This is a genomic window from Rhodococcus sp. 4CII, from assembly GCF_014256275.1.
Classification (GTDB): Bacteria; Actinomycetota; Actinomycetes; order Mycobacteriales; family Mycobacteriaceae; genus Rhodococcus_F; species Rhodococcus_F wratislaviensis_A.
This window is the reverse complement of record NZ_JACCFE010000002.1, coordinates 6,082,677-6,101,595: the sequence shown is the minus strand read 5'-3', so window position 1 is coordinate 6,101,595 and position 18,919 is coordinate 6,082,677. Positions and strand designations below refer to the sequence as shown.

General features: G+C 67.3%; 19 protein-coding genes. 7 read left to right on the top strand and 12 right to left on the bottom strand.

The features are described 5' to 3' along the window. The first annotated feature begins 18 nt into the window (after window positions 1–18). The gene (locus tag H0B43_RS29025; protein ID WP_185724772.1) at window positions 19–1,302 is read left to right on the top strand and encodes a hemerythrin domain-containing protein; all 1,284 of its coding nucleotides are present in this window, start codon (window positions 19–21) and stop codon (window positions 1,300–1,302) included. Here the strand turns inward: H0B43_RS29025 and H0B43_RS29020 are convergent. Then, window positions 1,211–2,575 carry an MFS transporter gene (locus tag H0B43_RS29020; RefSeq protein WP_185724773.1) on the bottom strand — a complete coding sequence of 455 codons (1,365 nt, stop codon included), beginning with the start codon at window positions 2,573–2,575 and terminating at the stop codon, window positions 1,211–1,213. The genes H0B43_RS29025 and H0B43_RS29020 overlap by 92 nt on opposite strands. A 192-nt stretch (window positions 2,576–2,767) precedes the next feature. Here H0B43_RS29020 and H0B43_RS29015 point away from each other — a divergent pair, with 192 nt between their 5' ends. Further along, window positions 2,768–3,394 carry a TetR/AcrR family transcriptional regulator gene (locus tag H0B43_RS29015; protein WP_185724774.1) on the top strand — a complete coding sequence of 209 codons (627 nt, stop codon included), beginning with the start codon at window positions 2,768–2,770 and terminating at the stop codon, window positions 3,392–3,394. Here the strand turns inward: H0B43_RS29015 and H0B43_RS29010 are convergent. The 7 genes from H0B43_RS29010 to H0B43_RS28980 form a co-directional block, all read right to left on the bottom strand. Next, window positions 3,388–4,041 carry a TetR/AcrR family transcriptional regulator gene (locus tag H0B43_RS29010; protein ID WP_185724775.1) on the bottom strand — a complete coding sequence of 218 codons (654 nt, stop codon included), beginning with the start codon at window positions 4,039–4,041 and terminating at the stop codon, window positions 3,388–3,390. The genes H0B43_RS29015 and H0B43_RS29010 overlap by 7 nt on opposite strands. Before the next feature lies 1 nt (window position 4,042). After that, window positions 4,043–5,035, bottom strand: coding sequence for a phosphotriesterase (locus H0B43_RS29005; RefSeq protein ID WP_185724776.1), 993 nt, complete (start codon window positions 5,033–5,035; stop codon window positions 4,043–4,045). An 83-nt stretch (window positions 5,036–5,118) separates the two neighbouring features. After that, window positions 5,119–5,520, bottom strand: coding sequence for a nuclear transport factor 2 family protein (locus H0B43_RS29000; protein WP_185724777.1), 402 nt, complete (start codon window positions 5,518–5,520; stop codon window positions 5,119–5,121). After that, window positions 5,517–6,647 (bottom strand): 3'(2'),5'-bisphosphate nucleotidase CysQ, encoded by a 1,131-nt coding sequence (locus tag H0B43_RS28995; protein WP_185724778.1) that lies wholly within the window; start codon window positions 6,645–6,647, stop codon window positions 5,517–5,519. The genes H0B43_RS29000 and H0B43_RS28995 overlap by 4 nt, the downstream gene beginning before the upstream one ends. After that, window positions 6,637–8,487, bottom strand: coding sequence for an adenylyl-sulfate kinase (gene cysC / locus H0B43_RS28990; protein WP_185724779.1), 1,851 nt, complete (start codon window positions 8,485–8,487; stop codon window positions 6,637–6,639). The genes H0B43_RS28995 and cysC overlap by 11 nt, the downstream gene beginning before the upstream one ends. Further along, the gene (gene cysD, locus H0B43_RS28985; RefSeq protein WP_185724780.1) at window positions 8,487–9,404 is read right to left on the bottom strand and encodes a sulfate adenylyltransferase subunit CysD; all 918 of its coding nucleotides are present in this window, start codon (window positions 9,402–9,404) and stop codon (window positions 8,487–8,489) included. Before cysD ends, cysC begins: the two co-directional genes overlap by 1 nt. A 116-nt stretch (window positions 9,405–9,520) precedes the next feature. Beyond that, a complete protein-coding gene (locus H0B43_RS28980) occupies window positions 9,521–10,444 on the bottom strand; it encodes a helix-turn-helix domain-containing protein (protein WP_185724781.1) in 924 nt (307 codons plus the stop codon). A 92-nt stretch (window positions 10,445–10,536) separates the two neighbouring features. On the opposite strand from H0B43_RS28980, the gene H0B43_RS28975 reads away from it, so the two are divergent. Genes H0B43_RS28975 through H0B43_RS28965 form a run of 3 tightly spaced genes read left to right on the top strand, consistent with a single transcriptional unit; the run spans window position 10,537 to window position 13,674 of the window. Continuing rightward, a complete protein-coding gene (locus H0B43_RS28975) occupies window positions 10,537–11,703 on the top strand; it encodes a hypothetical protein (protein WP_185724782.1) in 1,167 nt (388 codons plus the stop codon). Further along, window positions 11,700–12,497, top strand: a complete 798-nt coding sequence (locus H0B43_RS28970; protein ID WP_185724783.1) for an SDR family oxidoreductase — start codon at window positions 11,700–11,702, stop codon at window positions 12,495–12,497. The genes H0B43_RS28975 and H0B43_RS28970 overlap by 4 nt, the downstream gene beginning before the upstream one ends. Window positions 12,498–12,516: 19 nt before the next feature. Further along, window positions 12,517–13,674 (top strand): sulfotransferase, encoded by a 1,158-nt coding sequence (locus tag H0B43_RS28965; protein ID WP_185724784.1) that lies wholly within the window; start codon window positions 12,517–12,519, stop codon window positions 13,672–13,674. Here H0B43_RS28965 and H0B43_RS28960 read toward each other — a convergent pair. Further along, a complete protein-coding gene (locus tag H0B43_RS28960; protein WP_185724785.1) occupies window positions 13,658–14,338 on the bottom strand; it encodes a low molecular weight phosphatase family protein in 681 nt (226 codons plus the stop codon). The genes H0B43_RS28965 and H0B43_RS28960 overlap by 17 nt on opposite strands. A gap of 282 nt (window positions 14,339–14,620) precedes the next feature. Here H0B43_RS28960 and H0B43_RS28955 point away from each other — a divergent pair, with 282 nt between their 5' ends. Together H0B43_RS28955 and H0B43_RS28950 are read left to right on the top strand one after the other, a co-directional pair. Beyond that, on the top strand, window positions 14,621–15,229 hold the full coding sequence (locus H0B43_RS28955) for a ClpP family protease (protein ID WP_185724786.1): 609 nt from the start codon (window positions 14,621–14,623) through the stop codon (window positions 15,227–15,229). Window positions 15,230–15,233: 4 nt separating this feature from the next. Then, window positions 15,234–15,818: an ATP-dependent Clp protease proteolytic subunit gene (locus H0B43_RS28950; protein ID WP_185724787.1), complete on the top strand. Its 585-nt coding sequence runs from the start codon at window positions 15,234–15,236 to the stop codon at window positions 15,816–15,818. Window positions 15,819–15,826: 8 nt separating this feature from the next. Here H0B43_RS28950 and H0B43_RS28945 read toward each other — a convergent pair whose 3' ends face one another. The 3 genes from H0B43_RS28945 to H0B43_RS28935 all read right to left on the bottom strand — a co-directional run bounded on the left by H0B43_RS28945 (window position 15,827) and on the right by H0B43_RS28935 (window position 18,871). After that, window positions 15,827–16,174, bottom strand: coding sequence for a helix-turn-helix domain-containing protein (locus tag H0B43_RS28945; protein ID WP_185724788.1), 348 nt, complete (start codon window positions 16,172–16,174; stop codon window positions 15,827–15,829). 64 nt (window positions 16,175–16,238) lie between these two features. Further along, window positions 16,239–17,087, bottom strand: coding sequence for an alpha/beta fold hydrolase (locus tag H0B43_RS28940; protein WP_185724789.1), 849 nt, complete (start codon window positions 17,085–17,087; stop codon window positions 16,239–16,241). Beyond that, the gene (locus H0B43_RS28935; protein WP_185724790.1) at window positions 17,084–18,871 is read right to left on the bottom strand and encodes an amidohydrolase family protein; all 1,788 of its coding nucleotides are present in this window, start codon (window positions 18,869–18,871) and stop codon (window positions 17,084–17,086) included. Before H0B43_RS28935 ends, H0B43_RS28940 begins: the two co-directional genes overlap by 4 nt. Between the last annotated feature and the right edge of the window lie 48 nt (window positions 18,872–18,919).

Below are 18,919 nucleotides of genomic sequence, written 5' to 3'. Positions count from 1 at the left end.
CATTGTCTGGAGTAGGTCATGACAACCGACACTCCCCCTCCCGCCGACACGCGCATCATGCGCATCGTGCACAACGCGCTGCGCCGCGATCTCGCTCGCGCTGCACCGGTATTGCGCACAGCACCTCCGCCCGCGCAGCGCCAACGGGTCGCCCTCGCCGATCATCTGGTGTGGATGATGCATTTCCTGCACCTGCACCACAGCGGTGAGGACCGCGGGCTGTGGCCGCTGGTCCGAAAGTTGAACCCGGGCGCCGGGGCACTTCTCGACGCGATGGAGACCGACCATGCGCGAATCGACCGCGAGATGGAGCGGGTTACCGCCGCGGCGATCGAATATCGTGCGCATCCGGATGCCCGAGAAGACCTTTCGGATGCCCTCACCGCTCTCGAACGGGTTCTGCTGCCGCATCTGCAGCGTGAGGAGGACGAGATGATGCCGGTCGTCGCCCGAACCCTGACTCGCCGTCAGTGGGACGACGTGGAACAGCGGGTGTTCGTCGCCTCGAAGACCAAGCGCGAGCTGGGGATCGAAGCTCACTGGATCGTCGACGGCGTCGACCGGGAAGACTACGACGTCACCGTGCGCAAGGTCGGTCCCGCCACCCGGTTCATGTTGCTCCATGTGTTCGAACAGCCGTATCGGCGGGCGTGCGCCGCCCGGTGGGGCGCCGACGTCGACGTCAGCCCGCGGCTCCGTCGACCGCTGCGCACCGAGGGCTCGGCGGAACTGTGGATCGGCGTCCCGGCCCGGCCGCTGTACGACGCGGTCGCCGATGTCACCCGGATCAGCGAACGTAGCCCCGAGTGCCGCAGCTGCGCGTGGCTCCCGGGACGATCGCCGGGCACCGTGGGCGCCCGATTCCGGGGGCACAACCGCGCGCACCACGCGCGATGGTCCCGGGTGTGCGAGGTGACCGCCGCCGATCCGGGCGAAAAGTTCGAATTCCACACGGTGTCCGATCGGCGAAACCCGCTGTACCACGACTCGACCACCTGGTCGTACACCTTCCGGGCCGACGGCGACGGGACCCTGGTGACGCATGCGTATCGGATCGACGTACTGCCCTACCGCCCGCTGCTGTCGCTCTACACGCGCCTGCAGCCGCAGCACCAGGACATGCGGCCGCAGATGCGGCAGAATCTGGAGGCGCTGCGACGGCAGGCACGCGACGGCACACTCGTGTCGGGTTCGGCGGCGCCGGGACCGTCTAGTAGAACTGGGCGCCGGGTACGGCGGCGGGATCGTTCCGGACCTCGGCGGTATTGGTCTCGCGGAGCTTCCACGCGCACAGGAGCGTGACCAGTCCCATCAGCGCGACGAAGACGGCGACGAACGTGGTGGTGCCGGTCTGGGCGATCAGCGCGGTCATGATGAACGGGGTACCGCCGCTCACCGTGATCGCCGCCAGTTGGTAAGCGAGCGACGCCGCCGAATACCGCACGTTGGGAGCGAACAGTTCACCCATGTACGCGGCGATCGGCCCGTACGTCATGGACTGGAACACGCTGCCGACCGTGACGGCGACGAAGAACAGCAGCAGGTTCCGGGTGTTGATCAGCCAGAAGTAGGGGAACGCCCACACGATGATCATCGCCGCACCGATCAGGATCATCGGGCGGCGTCCGATCTTGTCGGACATGTGCCCGGACCACAGGACGACACCGACGGTGAGTGCGGCGCTGAGCAGCGAGATCGCGAGCAGGTCGTTGCGTTTCATCCCCAGTTCCGCGGTGCCGTAGCTGAGCACCCCGGCGATGGAAATGTAGAACAGGGAATTGGTCGCCGCGAGCAGTCCGCAGCCGAGCAGGATCTTGCGCCAGTGGTCCTTGATCGCCTGGGTCAGCGGTGCGCGGACGACGGTCTCGTTCTTCTTCTGCGCCTGCTCCTGCAGGTCCCGGAATTCGGGAGTGTCCTCGACCTTGGTCTGGATGTAGAGCACGACCGGGAACAGGAGTGCGCTGGCGAAGAACGGGATGCGCCATCCCCAGCTGAGGAACGCCTCGTTCGAGATGGCCGCGGTGGCGCCGAGGAACACGAGGTTGCCGAGCAGGACGCCGAACGAGACGCCCATCTGCCCGAATGTGCCGGAGAATCCCCTGCGTTTGGGGCTCGCCGACTCCGTGAGCAGCAGCACGATCCCACCCCATTGGCCGCCGCAGGCGATGCCCTGGACGAACCGCAGGACGACCAGCAGGATCGGGGCCGCGACGCCGATCGTCGCGGCGCCGGGAAGGCACCCGATGAGGAACGTCGCGAGTCCCATGAACAGCAGGCAGGTGACGACGGCCGGTTTGCGGCCGTACTTGTCGCCGAAGTGACCGGCGACGAGGCCACCGAGCGGGCGTGCGACGAAACCGGCCCAGAAGGTGCTGAACGAGAGCAGGGTACCCACCAACGCCGACGAGTCGGGGAAGAAGACGTGGGGAAAGACCAGTGCCGCAGCGGTTCCGTACAGGAAGAAGTCGTACCACTCGATCGAGCTGCCGACGAGTCCCGCCGCAAGCAGTTTCCGATGTGCACGCGTGCGTGAGACGGCTGTGTCCTTACTCGGCTGCACCGCGGATGTAGTCATCCGATCACTCCTCGAGATAGGTCTGCGTGTGGACGTGGGAACGAGATTTTTCAGAACATGACGCCAACTTCAAGTCAGTGAGCGCTTGCTTAGTGTGTTTGAATAGCGGTGTGATGTCAATCACTCGAGGGGATTGATCTTGCCGAATCCCGCCGACACGGACCAAGCTCGATTCGGCGGAGAGGACCACCGATGACCGAACTGCGAGACGACGCGTCCGCGACCGAGGAGCCGACCCCGGGCCCGCCGACATCCGAGGAACGCCTGCTCCTCGCGGCAACGACGCTGTTCTCCGACAAGGGTTTCGAAGCCACCCGCACGAGGGACATCTCCACGATGGCAGGGATGAGCCCCTCCGCGATGTACGTGCACTTCCCGTCCAAGGAGGATCTGCTCTTCCAACTGGTGCGCCGATCGAACGAGCGCGCCCTCGCTCTGGTGCTGAGCGCAGTCGCACCGTTCACCGACCCGATCGACCGCGTCCGGGCACTGGTTCGGGAGTTCAGCGTCATGCATGCCCGGAATTTTCGGCGGGCACGCATCGCGCAGTACGAGAGCAGGCATCTGAGCCCCGAACATCACGAGGTGGTGGCCGAGACCCGCCTCCAGATCCGGGTCGCCGCGATGCGCGAGGTGAAGAACGGGATCGATCAGGGGGTGTTCCTGATCCCCGACCCGCGCGTCGCAGTCCTGGCGATCATGTCGCTCGCGGTCGACATCTGCCGGTGGTACAGCCCCGACGGCGAATTCACGCCGGCGGAACTGGGCGACATCAACGCCGATCTCGTCCTGCGCATCCTCCACGCGCCCGGTTACTGAGGGGCATCTCGGACGCGGTCCGGGACGCGCAGCGCGTTCGTCCACATCCGCGCGAGCCCCGCGGTCAACTGCTCGAACGTGAGCGTTCTCCGCTCGCTGGGCGGCCCGACGAAGTAGCCGTAGGCGGTCCTTCCGACCATGGCGGACAACGCCTTCGACGTCAGCATCGGATCGAGCGACGCGTCGGCGAGACCGCGGTCCTGCAGATCGGCGATCGCTCGCGCGTTACGCAGGAAGAAGGTCTCGTCCCGGGAGCGCTCCAGATCACGGAAGGCGGGGTCGACGTGCGCGACCTGTTCGAGCAGGGCCAGCAGTCGCGCATTCCGGCGGCACGCGTGCAGGTATGCCCGGATGCTGGCCTCCACCACCGCGTGCACGTCGCCCTCGTCCTCGACCCGCTCCATCCCGGGATGCAGCAGGTCGTTCTGCGTCACCTCCACGACCGCGGCGAACACCTCCTCCTTGCCGGTGAAGTAGGTGTAGAAGGAGCCGGTCGAGAGTCCGGCTTCCTTGCTGATGTCGACCAGGCGGGCGTCGAGGTATCCGTCCCGCTCGAATACCACCCTCGCAGCGGCGACGAGGCGGTCGCGGGTACGGACGCCCCGGGCCGTGACGGGTGCCGTCGGTGCGATTCGCGGGCGCGACATGTCAGTAGGTGCCGACGTTCTCGAAGTATCGACGGGGCACCTCGACGAGCATCTCGGTGATCATTTTCTCGGTGACACCCCGCTCCCGGACGTGGGGCAGCACGTCGTTCTCGATGTGCAGGTAGTGCCACTGCGGCAGGGCCGCCATCAGGGCGGGGTCGATCCAGTCGATGTAGCAGGAGGCGTCCTGCGACAGGACCATCTGCCCCGCGAACCCGCGGCGGCACATCTCGACGAGCGTGTCGGCGCGCGCTTCGAACGTGGTCTCGAGGTTGATGCCGAACCGGTCCATTCCGAGGACGAATCCCGCCTCGGCGAGGCTGGTCAGGTGCTCGACGTCGGTGCTGTCGCCGCTGTGGCCGAGCACGATCCGGTCGGGCCGCACCCCCTCTTCGTCGCACATCACCCGCTTGACGTGCCACCCTGCCTCGCTGCCGGGGTGGGTGTGCACGGTGACGGGAACACCGGTGCGACGGTGCGCCTTCGCGACCGCCCGCATCACCCGCTCGACCCCCGGCGTGAGCCCCTGATGGTCGATCGCGCACTTGAGCAGGCCCGCGCGGACCCCCGTGTCGGCGATCCCCTCCTCGATGTCCTTGACGAACATGTCGACCATCGGGTCGGGGACCGCGGTACCCACCATCGCGTCGAGCGCCGGACCCCGGTAGTGGAAGAAGAACGGCACGTCGTCGTAGGTGTAGAGCCCTGTCGCGGCAACGATGTTCAGCTCGGGAAGCTGTTCGGCGACCCGCTGGATGCGCGGAATGTACCGCCCGAGTCCCACGACGGTGGGATCGACGATCGTTCGCACACCCTGCTCGGCCAGCGCCCGCAATTTGGTGACGGCGTCGGCGACGCGCTCGTTCTCGCTCCCCCACTCGTCGGGGTAGTTCTGCTGCATGTCGGGGGTCAGCACGAACACGTGCTCGTGCATGTAGGTGCGTCCGAGTTCGGCGCTGTCGATCGGTCCGCGGACCGTGTTGATCTGGCTCATGCAGGCTCGCCTCTCCGGATGTGACGGTCGTCATACCCCCGGTTCAGCGTAGAACCAACTTGAACCTGACGTCAACATTGGCGTTACTGTCCGCCGGCCGCGGCCTGGATCGGCGCCATGTCGAAGTAGTCGCGCCACGTGGTGATCTTGCCGCCGGTGATCTCGAAGACGCCGACGACGGGCAACTCGACGACGGTGCCGTTCAGGGTGAACACGTCGATCCGTTCGTTCATCACCACACCACTCGACTCGTCGGCGTTGGGGCTCTGCCCGCCGTCGGTGACCTGCCGGTGCACCCGGAAGTCGATGCCGCCGAAGGCCACGATGAAACCGGCGATGAACTCACGAATCGCGTCCCTCCCGATCACCGGCTCCATCGGAATGTTGTGGTAAATGGCGTCTTCCGCGAAATATCCGGCGATCTTCGCCGGATCGGGCTCGATCCACTCGGCGCAGAATTGGGTGACCAACTCATCCGGGGTCATCGGTTCTCCCTTTCGATCGAGGACGGTTCGACGATGGCCATGACGGAGTGGATAGCCCCCGCCGGGATGTCGAAGTGCTCGGTGATCCGAACGGAGGTCACCTCGGTGGGGGTGGCCCCGAGATCGAGCAGGAACCGGGCCACGACATTGTCGCCCCACTCGTGGAAGGAGAGATCGCGGACGGCCTGGATGGCCTGGTACTGCAGGCCATTCTCGAGTTCGTCCCGGATGAAGGCCCCCGATTCGCCGGTGCGCTGACCGTTCTCCACCCGCCACGCGGTGTCCGCCAGACGCACCTTGGTGGCGTCGTGACTGACCAGGGCGTCGATGTAGGCGCGGGCCATCGCGACCCGGCCGCTGTCGGCGGTGTCGGTGGCGTGCTTCGCGATCGCGGCCAGCAGGGGCTGCGCCAACTCCGGCCGGCAGATCAGGAGGTCGGGCAGGTAGGGGTGGGATTCGTTGTAGTCCAACGGTGTTCCGTCGATCCGCGAGCAGTGCAGACCCGCCGCCATCGCGACGCCGACCGGTGCGGCCGAGTCCCATTCCCATTGGCCGCCCGCGTGGACGTAGGCGTCCACGTCTCCGCGGAGCACGGCCATCGCCTTCGCGCCCGCCGAACCCATGGTGGAGACCTCGGCACCGATCTCGGTCGCGACGGCGTCGACGAAGGCCGGCGGCCTGCTGGCGCTCACCACGATACGCGGGCGTGCCGGGAGCTGCTCGGCGTGCACCGCGTGACTGTCGTCGTCGCTGGCATACACGGCTCCCAGCGCCGGTTGCGCGACCGCGGCCGCCGTGATGCCGCGACCGCGTTCCCACAGCGCGACGTGCACGGCCCAGTCCGAATGCCCCGGCAGGCCGTACTCCTTGGAACCGTCGAGGGGATCGATGATCCACACTCTCGCGCTCTCCAACCGCGACCGGTCGTCGGCCGACTCCTCCGAGAGGACCGCGTCGTCCGGTCGCTCCGCGGAGAGCTTGCCGAGAATGAACGCGTCGGCGGCGACGTCGCCGCGCCTACCCAGTTCGCGACCGTCCGCCGATCCGAGTCCAGCGGTGCGGATGTCCAGCAGGAGGGCACCGGCGCCGGAGGCGATGTCGGCCGCGAGTCGCGCGTCAGTAGTCACGTCTCAACAATTCCATAATTTTCTCGGCTTGTTCGGTCGGCGTGCCGTCCTCGGGCCGGAGGACGAGTTCGGCGTTCTCGGGGGCCTCGTACGGATCGTCGACCCCGGTGAATCCGGAGATCTCCCCCGCACGCGCTTTCGCGTACATGCCTTTGGGATCCCGCGCCTCGCACTGTTCCACCGGCGTGTCGACGAACACCTCGACGAAGTCGATCCCGGCAGCCCGGTGCAGTTCCCGGACCCGGTCCCGGTCGGCGCGGTAGGGGCTGATCAGCGAGGCGATCGCGACCACCCCCGAGTCGGCCAGCAGCCCGGCCACGGCGCCGACGCGGCGGACGTTCTCGGCGCGGTCCGTCGCGCTGAAACCGAGGTCGGCGTTGAGACCGTGGCGCAGATTGTCGCCGTCGAGGCGGTAGGCGGGCACCCCGGACGCGACCAGTCGTCGCTCGAGTTCCACGGCGACCGTCGACTTTCCCGACGCAGACAGTCCGGTCAGCCACACGGTGCGACCCCGGGAGGCCCGCTCCTCGCGCGACACGGCTGCCGCATGCCACACCACCTTCGAACGCGACAGCGTCGGCCCGGTGATCATGCCCGCGGCCACGGTGTTGTGGGTCGACTCGTCGACGAGGATGAAACTGCCCGTCACGTGGTTGCGGCGATAGGGATCGAACATCAGCGGCTGCGCCGTCTTCAGCTGAATGCGGCCGATCTCGTTGAGTGAGAGCGATTGTGCGGACTCGTCACGGTGCAGGGTGTTGACGTCGAGCCGGTAGTCGAGCCGCTCGACGGTTGCCCTGGTCGCGCGGGTGGTGTGCAGCAGCGTGTACCGCGCGTCCGGTGTGAGCGCGGAGTGTTCGCTGAACCAGCAGACCATCGCGTCGAGTTCCTGCCCGACGAGGGGACGGTTGTTGGGGCGGCACAGGACGTCTCCGCGGCTCACGTCCAGCTGGTCGGCCAGCTGTATGCACACCGCCGACGGCGCGAACGCCTCGTCCAGGCGGGTACCCCCGGGACCCCAGATGGCACTGACCGTCGTGATGAAACCCGAGGGCAGCGCCACCACCTCGTCGCCCGGTTTGAACACGCCGCTCGCGACCGTGCCTGCGTAGCCGCGGAAATCGTGCAAAGCCGAATCGGTCTGGCGCTGCGGGCGAACCACGTACTGCACCGGGAACCGCGCGTCGATGAGGTTGCGGTCGGAGGCCACGTGCACCTGCTCGAGGTAGTGCAGCAGCGACGCGCCCTCGTACCACGGCATGTTGACCGTGCGTTGGGCGATGTTGTCGCCGCGCAGCGCCGACACCGGGACGAACGTGAGGTCGTGGACCTCCAGTTTGATCGCGAACTGCCGGAACTCCTCCTTGATCTCCTCGAACCGCTCCTCGGACCACCCGACGAGGTCCATCTTGTTGACGCACAGCACGAGGTGGGGAATCCCGAGGAGGCTGGCGATGAAGGCGTGCCGCCGCGTCTGCTCCAGGATTCCCTTGCGGGCGTCGACGAGGATCAGGGCGAGGTCGGCGGTCGACGCCCCGGTCACCATGTTCCGCGTGTACTGCTCGTGGCCCGGCGTGTCCGCGATGATGAACTTGCGGTGCGGTGTGGCGAAGTAGCGGTGAGCGACGTCGATGGTGATGCCCTGCTCGCGTTCGGCGCGCAGACCGTCGGTGAGCAGTGCCAGATCGGCGTGCTCGTCGCCGCGTTCGCGACTGGTCCGCTCGACCGCTTCGAGCTGATCCTCGAAGATCGCCTTCGAGTCGTAGAGCAACCGGCCGATGAGGGTGGACTTGCCGTCGTCGACGCTGCCCGCGGTCGCGACCCGGAGTAGTTGCGGCATCAGAAGTACCCTTCCTTCTTGCGGTCTTCCATGCCGGCCTCGGAGATCCGGTCGTCCGCCCGGGTGGCCCCGCGCTCGGTCAGCCTGCTCGCGGCAACCTCCGTCACGACGGCCTCGGGGCTGGTCGCCGACGATTCGACGCAGCCCGTACAGGTGGCGTCGCCGACGGTCCGGAATCGGACGAGGGCCTCATACGGCTCGTCCCCGGGAAGCAGGGTCAGGAACCGGGTGTGCGCCAACAGCATTCCGTCGCGCGGGACCACCTCCCGCCGGTGCGCGTAGTACAGGGGCGGCAGCTCGATCCGCTCCGCGCTGATGTACTGCCAGATGTCGAGTTCGGTCCAGTTGGACAGCGGGAACACCCGGATGTGCTCACCCTTGCGGTGCCGGCCGTTGTAGAGGCTCCACAATTCCGGACGCTGCGCCCGCGGGTCCCACTGCCCGGACTCGTCCCGGAAACTGAAGACCCGCTCCTTCGCGCGGGCCTTCTCCTCGTCGCGGCGGGCGCCGCCGAAGATGGCGTCGAAGCCGTTCTCGCGGATGCCGCGCAGCAGTGCGGTGGTCTGGAGCCGGTTGCGGCTCGCACGCGGCCCGGTCTCCTCGCTGACCCGCCCGGCATCGATGTCGTCCTGCACGCTCGACACCACCATCCGCAGGTCGAGGCGGGCGACGGTCCGGTCGCGGAACTCGATGACCTCGTCGAAGTTGTGGCCCGTGTCCACGTGCATGACGGCGAACGGAAGCGGTGCGGGCCAGAACGCCTTGGCGGCGACGCGCAGCATCACCACCGAGTCCTTGCCGCCGGAGAACAGCAACACCGGACGCTCGAACGTGGCGGCCACTTCTCGGAAGATGTGCACAGCCTCTGCTTCCAGCGCGCCGAGGTGGGACAACTCGTACACGGGCGGTGCGGTCATGGGCGACTCCTCGTCGCGAGTGACATACCGGTGGTTCATATTTGGACCAGGCCGGTCGAAAACGAATGCACCTCCGAGAATAGAACGTGTTTCAGATTGCGGTCAATGCCGGATCGTCACCGGGGCCGGCGACCGCCCACCTCCGACGTGATCGCGTCGGCGGCCGCGGCGAGAGCCTTGCCCCGCCGCGCGATCTCGGACGGCGCGAGTTCGGCGCCCACGTAGAGCGTGAGGACCATGGCCTGATGACCCTCGGCGTCGTATGTCGGCGCGGCGACGAGACTGACGGGATGCGGCGCGGCGAGGTCCGCGCGTTCGGCGTCCAGGTACACCCGCTCCCCCAGGCTGGACACCATCTCACCGAGAACGTCGCGCAACTCCGGCGGCAGATCGTGCGCGGCGACGCCGGCCATCAGCGTGTGCAGGCGCTGCCCGACCGGAGTGAGCGTCTCGACGAGGTACCCGGTGCGGGAGCACTCCTCGACCACCGCGCGCAACCGGTCCCGGTCCAGGCGCACCGGCAGCGTCGGCTCGCGCCGCAGCCACGACTGCAGCGCGTCGTCGCCGTCCCACAACACGTACATCAGCCCGACGGGCGGCGCGAACGGGTACATCTCCCCTACCTTGGCCGCCGCCCGGACGCCCGGCGGGCTGGTCAGTTCGAGGACGGCGATGCGGTCGCCGACCACCGCCGACGCCGTACACGTGGTCCGGAATTCGTCGCTGAGCGCGGCGAGATGCCTGCGCGCCACCGGCCCGGCCGCGAACCCCTGCTGAGCCGCGCGCCCGGCCGCGATGAGCGCCGGGCCCAGGCCGTACGTCTTGGTTGCTGGGTCCCGGACGAGGTAGCCGCCGCGGGCGAGTTCGGCGAGTATCCCCAGGCACGTCGGCTTGCTGATGTCGAGTTGCCGGGCGAGTTCCGACAACCCGAAGCGGTGCTCCTTGCGCGCCACCAGGAAGTCGAGCACCTGCACCACACGCTCGGTGGGCGGCGACCGCCGACCCTGGACCCGGTCGGTTGCCTCGTCCTCGTGCCCCATTGACCACTCCTTAGAACACGTTCTATTGTCGGTTCATCAACGTTCTACCACGCAGGTACATATTTGTACCACCCCTTCGTGAGGAGCACGGTGTGCTGACCGACCCATTCGCCGACGCCATGGCCGAGGCCGAGAAACTGATCGAGAGCGCCCCCCACATCCGCACCGAACAGGACCTGCTCGAGGGGTACCAGTACCTCGCCGGCGGCATTCTCGCGACGACGCACGCCGCGTGGGCCTCCGAACGGTCGCACCCGGCGTTCATCTCGGGCACCGGCCCGTACATGAAGATGGGCCTCGACAATCCCGACACTCTGTACTTCGGCACGCGGATCGACGACGACGTCGAATACGTGGTCACCGGGCGGCGCGGCACCACCGCCGACCTGAGTTTTCAGATATTGAACGGGAACTACACGGCCGCACACGTTCCCGGCAGCGTCACCGCGTTCGACGACCGGGAGATCGACATCGCGGACGACGATTCGTTCGAGGTTCGGTTCGGCCCGGACGAGAGCGCCGGCCGGCGCAACTACTTCACCCTGGCGCCGGGTTCGTCGCAACTGGTGGTCCGGGAGGTGTACAGCGACTGGAGTCAGCGGCCCGGCACCATCCGCATCGCCCGGGCGGACACGATCGGCACCGCCCCCGCGCCTCTCACTCGCGAGACCGTCGAGAAGCGCTACGCCCACGCCGGCACCGCACTGGTGTCACGGGTCAAGACGTGGCTGCAGTTCCCGGAGTGGTTCTACCTGAACCTACCGGTGAACACGATGACCGAACCCCGGCTGACACCGGGCGGTCTCGCCACGCAGTACTCCTCCGTCGGACACTACGAACTCGCCGAGGACGAAGCGATCGTCATCACCGTCCCGAAAGCCGATGTGCCCTATCAGGGTTTTCAGCTGGGCAGCATGTGGTACATCTCCCTCGACTACGTGAATCACCAGACCTCGCTGAACGTCTCCCAGTCCCAGGTGGATCCCGACGACCACATCCGTCTCGTCGTCAGCGAGCGCAATCCCGGAGTCGCCAACTGGATCGCCACCGTCGGACACCTCCGCGGGTACCTGCAATTCCGCTGGCAACGCGTATCCCGCGAACTGACCCCGGACGACGGGCCCCGGATCGAGGTCGTGAAGTTCGACGAGATCCATCGAAAACTGCCGTATTACGATTCCAACAAGATCTCGCCCGAGGACTTCGCCGACCGCATCGCCGCACGCCAGGCCGCCGTGGCCGACCGGATGCTGGGGTGACCGCCGTGAGCACTCCACAACTGTTGCAGGACAAGGTGGTCGTCATCTCCGGTGTCGGACCCGCGCTGGGGCGCACGCTCGCCGTCCGCTGCGCAGGTGCGGGCGCGGACGTGGTGCTCGCGGCCCGCACCGCGTCGCGCCTCGACGAGGTGGCGAAGGAGATCATCGCCGCGGGGCGTCGCGCGGTGACGGTGCCGACCGACATCACCGATCAGGCCTCGGCGGAGAACCTGGTGTCCGCGGCGACCGATGCGTACGGCACGGTCGATGTCCTGATCAACAATGCGTTCACGGTTCCGTCGATGAAACCGCTGGCCCGCACGGATTTCGACCACATCCGTAGCAGCTTCGAGCTGACCGTGCTCGGCGCCCTGCGCCTCACCCAACTGTTCACGCCCGCCCTCGCCGAGGCGAACGGGGCGGTAGTGAACATCAATTCGATGGTGCTCCGGCACTCCCAGGAGCGGTACGGCAGCTACAAGATGGCCAAGTCCGCCCTGCTCGCCACGTCGCAGTCCCTCGCCACCGAGTTGGGGCCACAGGGAATCCGCGTCAATTCCGTTGCTCCCGGATACATCTGGGGTGACACGCTGAAACAGTACTTCACACACCAGGCCGAGAAGTACGGGACGACCGTCGAGCAGATCTACGAACACACCGCCGCCAACACCGACCTGAAGAGGCTTCCCACCACCGACGAGGTGGCCGACGCCGTGATCTTCCTGGCCTCCCCGTTGGCAAGTGGCGTGACCGGCCAGTGCCTCGACGTCAACTGCGGCGAATTCCACCACTAGCGAGCAGAACCGGAGCATCATGAGCGAGCGCACCACCGTCGGCACCGTCGAGGACCTGCACGCCTCGGCCACCCGCCTGACCGGTCTCACCGACTTCGGCGGGGACGACTACACCGAGGCCCTCGGCGTCCTGCTGGACTCGTATCACACCGACGAGCAGCTGACCCCGCTCGGCAGCAAGGTGTCCCGGGTGTTCCTCCGCGGCGCCCTGGTGGCGCGCCTGCTCAGCGAGGCGGCGTGGAAGCAGCACCCCGAGCACGCGGACGTGCGGATCGAGCGGCCGATCTTCGTCACCGGGCTTCCCCGCACGGGGACGACGGCGCTGCACCGGCTGCTCACCGCGGACCCGTCGCATCAGGGTCTGGAGATGTGGCTGACCGAGATGCCTCAACCCCGGCCGCCGCGCGAGACGTGGGACTCGAATCCCGTGTTCCAGAAGATCGAGGAGTCGTTCAGCCGTCACCACATCGAGCGCCCCGAATTCATGGGCGTGCATTACATGTCGGCCGGCGAGGTCGAGGAGTGCTGGCAGTTGCTGCGGCAGACCTTCAAATCGATCTCCTACGAATGCCTGGCGTCGATTCCGACGTACTCCCGCTGGCTCGAGCACCAGGACTGGACGAACGCATATCAGCGGCACAAGAAGAATCTGCAACTGATCGGGCTGCCCGATCGAGATCGCCGCTGGGTGCTGAAGAACCCCAGCCACCTGTTCGCGCTCGACGAACTGCTGGCGGTGTATCCGGACGCACTGATCATTCAGACCCACCGGCCGCCGCGCACAATCGTTCCGTCGGTGTGCAGCCTGGCGGAACAGGCGACCGAAGGATGGTCGGAGAAATTCCGGGGCAGCGTCATCGGGGAGAGCCAGCTCGAACTGTGGGCCCGCGGGCTCGAACAGTTCACCGCGGCACGCGCCGAACACAATCCCGCCCAGTTCATCGACGTCGACTATCACGACTTCGTGGCCGACCCGCTCGGCACCGTGGACGGGATCTACACGCATTTCGGCCTCGAACTCACGGCGCAGGCCCAGGGCGCGATGGCGGCGATGCACGCCGACAGCCGCCGCGGCGACCGCCGCCCCTCGCACAGGTACACGCTCGAGGAGTTCGGGCTCACCGCCGAACAGGTGGACGAAAGATTCGCGAACTACCAGTTCAGCGCGACCAGCTGAGGGGATAGTCGAGAATCGACGACGCCGCCCGCGCCGCGATCAACGGCCGCGGCGACAACGGCAGGTGAAGGACCGGGGCTGCCGGGGGTTCGGCCTCCACACGGAGTTCGGGCTCGGGTTCCCGTTCCGGTTCCCTCTTCTCGCCGCTCGCGAGATCCAGAGCATCGAGCAGGGGAATCAATTCGGCCGCGATCCGATCGCCCACCGCGGTGAACGCCGACTCGGCCAGCCCCACCGGGTCGCTGATGTTCGGCTCGTCGACCTCCCCGTAGTCGCGGCGGGCGACAGCGAGCTCGGCGACGGTGCGGGCACCGGTGTCGACGACGATCCGGCGGGCTTCCGGGAGCGTGAACGTGCAATGGCTCGTCCCGAGAAGCAGTTCCATCGAACGATCCCGGATCTGCTCGGTCATCGCGAGGACGAGGTCGGCGCGTTTGATCATCTCGGGCCGCAGGCGACGTGCCCGGAAACCGTCGGCGCTCGCACCGAGACCTTCGATGACGCGCGCGGCAACCGGTTCGATCGGGAAGCCGACGAGGGCCCGCACCCCCGCGCTCTCGGCGGTGAGGTGCGGCAGATCGTGGACCGCCGCGTATGCGCGCGTCAGCCGCTCTGCGATCGGTGAGCGGCAGACGTTCCCGCTACAGACGAACAGAACGTGCATGAGGGCACCCTAAACAGCAAGGTCCCCCTCGCGCACGGTCGATTCCACTGTCCGAGCGGTCTGTTTTTCCCGTTCACCCAACGGAGGCCGGACGTTCACTCCTCGGACTTCTCCCGGTCATCTCCCCTGACGGACCCCCAGCTCACGGCCGCCGGGGTGCAGGTTCGCCACCCACGCGATCTGCGTCACACTCCGGGTCCACCGCGCGGGACAGCCGGTGTCATCGTCTGCCCACAGCAGACAATCGCGGGTCCGGCGCCGGTCCGGCGGTAGTACTGAGACATGACCACTGCCACACTCACCGACCTGAACTACCGCGACCTGCTGGCGGACAGACTGTTTCGCCAGCGCACGATCCTCCTCACCGGCGAGGTGGACGATGCCATGGCCGAGCGGGTCTGCTCGGAACTGGTGCTGCTCGCGGCCGCCGACCCCAACCGTGACATCGTGCTCTACATCAATTCTCCGGGCGGCTCGGTCTTCGCCGGCCTCGCCATCTACGACACGATGAAACTCGTACCCAACGACGTGGTGACCGTCGCCATGGGTTTCGCCGCCAGCATGGGACAGGTGCTGCTGTGCTCGGGAACCCCCGGCAAGCGGATCAGCCTGGCGCACAGCCGCATCATGATGCACCAGCCGTCCGCAGGCATCGGCGGCACCGCGGTCGACATTGCCATTCAGGCCGAGAGCCTCGAACGGATGAAGCGCCAGTCGCAGGAAATCCTCGCGGCCGAGACGGGTCACCCGGTCGAGGAGATCGCCGAGGACAGCGACCGGGACCGCTGGTTCACGGCCGACGAGGCCCGCGACTACGGGATCGTCGATCGTGTCGTGTCCTCGTTCGCCGAGATCGCCCCGCACACCACCGCCCCGAGAATTGGACTGTGACGCCATGTCTTCGTACACCATTCCCCACGTCATCGAACGCACCCCGGCAGGCGAACGGTCGTTCGACATCTTCAGTCGCCTGCTGAACGAGCGGATCGTGTTCCTCGGCACAGAGATCGACGACGGAGTCGCCAATGTCGTGATGGCGCAATTGCTCCACCTGCAGGCGGACAGCTCCGACCGGGAGATCGGGCTGTACATCAACTCCCCCGGCGGCTCCACCACCGCGATGCTCGCCATCTACGACACGATGCAGTTCCTCCGTCCGACCATCGCCACGTACTGCATGGGTCAGGCGGCGTCCGCCGCCGCGGTCCTCCTGTCCGCGGGAACGAAGGGGCACCGCCACGTGCTGGCGCATTCCCGGGTTCTGCTGCACCAGCCGTCCACGCAGGGCAACGGCACGATCTCCGACCTGGCGCTGCAGGCGGCGGAGATCATGCGGGTCCGTTCGCAGACCGAGGCGATCCTGAGCACACACACCGGGCAGACCGTCGAACGTCTGCGCCGGGACACCGACCGGGACCGCATCTTCACTGCCCAGCAGGCCATCGACTACGGCCTCGCCGACACGCTCGTCGTGGACTGACCGCGACGTCAGGCGGCGAGCAGGGTGGGCACCTGCCGGTTGACGGTTCCGGTCACCGACGTGCGGTGCGCTGCACCGAGCCGGCGTCCGGACCGGAACAGTAGGTGTTCCACCGACATACCGAGTGCACCGCACACGGCGCGGAGCATTTCCGAGGACGGCTCCTTCTTGCCGCGCTCGATCTCGGAGAGGTACTGCTTCGACATTCCGACGGCGCAGGCGACGTCTTCGAGGCTGCGGTCCTGGTCAAGGCGCGCGTCGCGGAGCACCCGTCCGTAGAGCTCACGCACCAGCGGCTCCTCCCCCGAGTCCTCGGAAGCCGCTGCCACCAGCGTCAGTCTGCGCTGCGCGTCCATAGTCCGGAGTCTTCCAGAACCGCGGAGCCGGCGCCGCGCAGTTCGCCGACAGCGGACAGCGGCGTCACGGCTGATCGAGCAGGTGCTCGCCCAATAGGGCGTCGACGCGCGCGGCGGCCTCGTCCGGGATCCAGTGGCTCACTCCGCGGAGAATCTCGTAGGTGTACGGGGCGTCGACGAATCGCGACGTCAGTTCCGGCCCGACGGGTCCGATCGCCGTGTCGCCGTCGCTCCACACGAAGAGCGTGGGCACCGTAACCGTGCGGGAGGCGGATCGGGGCGCGGTGAAAGGCATTGCCCGATACCAGTTCAGGGCACCCCGGGCGCGTGTCCGGTCGCGCATGGGCTCGAGATCACGCTTCGCCCGGTCCGCGGTCTGCCCGCTGGCGATCAGCGCCCGGTAGCCGTAACCGTCGGGGGTGATCACCCGCTCCGGAATCCACGGCAGCTGGAACACGAACATGTACCACGACTTCAGGATCTGCCGGCTGGTGAGCATCGCACGCACGAACGCCGCCGGGTGCGGCACCGACAGCGCGGTGAGCGTGCGGACCCGGTCGGGTCGTTCCGCCGCGATCCCCCACGCCACCGCCGCTCCCCAGTCGTGCCCGACGACGTGCGCCGGACCGAGACCGGCCTGATCGATGAGTGCCACGACGTCCGCAACCAGTTCCGAGCTGCGGTACGCCCAGCGGGCGCGGGGCCGGGCACCGGCCGAACAGCCGCGCTGGTCCGGCGCGAGGGTGCGGAAGCCCCGCCGGTGCAGCAGTGGCGCCAGCGCATCCCACGACCGCGAGTCCTGCGGAAAACCGTGCAGCAGCACCACCGGCACCCCGTCGATCGGGCCCTCGTCGCGGACGTCGAACACCAGCCCGGCACGGGTGAACGTGCCGATCCGTTCGGTCCTGCTCATCGGGCCGCGCTCATGGAGTCGCTGCGGTCCGCCACGGAGGCCCCCGCGCGGAGGAACCGCCCGGTCCTGGCGGCGCCGAAACCGCCGGTGAATTCGCCATCCCGGTAGACGAGCCGGCCGTTGATCACCGTCGCGACCGCGGCTCCGTCGCTGCGGTTCACCATCCGGCGCAGGCCGCCGTACTCGGGGACCTCGGCCTCGAACAGTCCGTCCACCGTGGCGTCGAGACCCGCCGGATCGACGACGACGAGGTCGGCGCGGTCGCCTTCACGCAGGTGCCCGGCGTCGATGCCGTACCAGTCGGCCAGCTCGCCCGTCAGCCGGTGGACGGCCCGCTCGACGGTGAGGAACGGCTTGCGGTCGGACTGCGCATCCTTGACCTTCTTGAGCAGCCGGATCGGATAGTTGTAGAACGCCATGTTGCGCAGGTGCGCCCCGGCGTCGCCGAAACCCATCTGTACCCCGGAGCTGGCGGCGAGCTTCTTCGCGAACTTGGGGCGATGGTTCGCGATGGTGGTCCGCCACCGCAGGTCGGTGCCGTACTGCACGACCAGATCGAGGTACGCGTCCACCGGGTGCACACCCCGAAGATCGCCGACGGCACCGAACGTCTTGCCGATCAGCGTCTCGTCGGGGCACCCGACGATCACGGCGTCGTAGAAGTTGCGATGCCAGATGCGCGGACTGAACTTGTTGTCGTAGTCCTTGCGGAACCGACGTCGGTAGGACTCGTCCTGCAACAACGCGTTTCGCTCCACCTCATCCTTGAGATGCAGGGCGGCGGCGCCGGCACCGAACTCCTCGAACACCACGAGGTCGATACCGTCCGCGTAGACGGTGAACGGCACCGGCAGGTGCTGCCACTTGAAGTCGGTCTTCGCGAAGCGGTTCAACAGCGGCGCCGCGGCGAGCATGAAGTACACGATCGGCGGGTACGCCTTCGAGTCCGCGGCCGACAGCAGTGACGTCTTGAGGGGCTTGCGCCGACCGAGACCCGAACTCTCCGCGAAGAATCCCGCGATGTTGGGGTGCAGATTGATCGTCGGCGCGCTCTGCAGGATTCTGCCGCGCTCGCGCAGGATGCGGTTGAGGAAGCGGAACTCCTTCCACCGCGCATATGTGGACGGCAGTGAGCGCGAACGGTATTCGTCGCCGTCGATTTTATCGAGCGCGTTGGTCATCGAGGAGAGACCGAGGAATCCGGCGTCGACTGCCTCGGTGAGCATCTCGCCCATCCGCTCGAGCTCACGTGTGCTCGGCTTCGTTCGCCTGTCGGTGCCCCGGCCGAGGCCGAGCACGTGGGTGCGGATGTCGGAGTGCCCGAGGAAGCCGGCGACGTTGGGACCGAGCGGCAACGACTCGAGTGCCTCGACGTACTCCGCCGGACTCTGCCAGATCTTGTTCTCTTCCAGGATCCGGAGCACGGAGTCGTGCGGCACGGCCTCGACCCGGCTGAACAGGTCGGCGCACTCACGGGGTGTCGAGTAGACGGTCGACAGGGAGCAGTTTCCGAGAACCACGGTGGTCACGCCGTGTCGCACCGACTCGGGCAGACCGGGGCTGACGAGCACTTCGGCGTCGTAGTGGGTGTGAACGTCCACGAAACCGGGGAGCACCCATTTGCCCGCCGCGTCGATGATCTCTGTGTCCGGCCCGGCGGGGAGCGGGCTACTCGACGTCACGACGACGACCCCTTCGCGGATACCGAGATTGCGGCGCTGCGGTGCGGATCCGGTTCCGTCGAACCACAGTCCACCGCTGACGACCACATCGAAATCCGACATTGTTGCACTCCTCACACTCAGTATGTGTTACCCGAGGTTACGTTTCCC

Bases quoted from the DNA above. Each gene is read 5' to 3' on its own strand.
- H0B43_RS28960 (WP_185724785.1), bottom strand. From the start codon at position 14,338: ATGCACGTTCTGTTCGTCTGTAGCGGGAACGTCTGCCGCTCACCGATC.
- H0B43_RS28935 (WP_185724790.1), bottom strand. From the start codon at position 18,871: ATGTCGGATTTCGATGTGGTCGTCAGCGGTGGACTGTGGTTCGACGGA.
- H0B43_RS29025 (WP_185724772.1), top strand. From the start codon at position 19: ATGACAACCGACACTCCCCCTCCCGCCGACACGCGCATCATGCGCATC.
- H0B43_RS28980 (WP_185724781.1), bottom strand. From the start codon at position 10,444: ATGGGGCACGAGGACGAGGCAACCGACCGGGTCCAGGGTCGGCGGTCG.
- H0B43_RS29000 (WP_185724777.1), bottom strand. From the start codon at position 5,520: ATGACCCCGGATGAGTTGGTCACCCAATTCTGCGCCGAGTGGATCGAG.
- H0B43_RS29015 (WP_185724774.1), top strand. From the start codon at position 2,768: ATGACCGAACTGCGAGACGACGCGTCCGCGACCGAGGAGCCGACCCCG.
- H0B43_RS28945 (WP_185724788.1), bottom strand. From the start codon at position 16,174: ATGGACGCGCAGCGCAGACTGACGCTGGTGGCAGCGGCTTCCGAGGAC.
- H0B43_RS29005 (WP_185724776.1), bottom strand. From the start codon at position 5,035: ATGAGCCAGATCAACACGGTCCGCGGACCGATCGACAGCGCCGAACTC.
- cysD (WP_185724780.1), bottom strand. From the start codon at position 9,404: ATGACCGCACCGCCCGTGTACGAGTTGTCCCACCTCGGCGCGCTGGAA.
- H0B43_RS28950 (WP_185724787.1), top strand. From the start codon at position 15,234: ATGTCTTCGTACACCATTCCCCACGTCATCGAACGCACCCCGGCAGGC.
- H0B43_RS28940 (WP_185724789.1), bottom strand. From the start codon at position 17,087: ATGAGCAGGACCGAACGGATCGGCACGTTCACCCGTGCCGGGCTGGTG.
- H0B43_RS29010 (WP_185724775.1), bottom strand. From the start codon at position 4,041: ATGTCGCGCCCGCGAATCGCACCGACGGCACCCGTCACGGCCCGGGGC.
- H0B43_RS28955 (WP_185724786.1), top strand. From the start codon at position 14,621: ATGACCACTGCCACACTCACCGACCTGAACTACCGCGACCTGCTGGCG.
- H0B43_RS29020 (WP_185724773.1), bottom strand. From the start codon at position 2,575: ATGACTACATCCGCGGTGCAGCCGAGTAAGGACACAGCCGTCTCACGC.
- H0B43_RS28965 (WP_185724784.1), top strand. From the start codon at position 12,517: ATGAGCGAGCGCACCACCGTCGGCACCGTCGAGGACCTGCACGCCTCG.
- cysC (WP_185724779.1), bottom strand. From the start codon at position 8,487: ATGCCGCAACTACTCCGGGTCGCGACCGCGGGCAGCGTCGACGACGGC.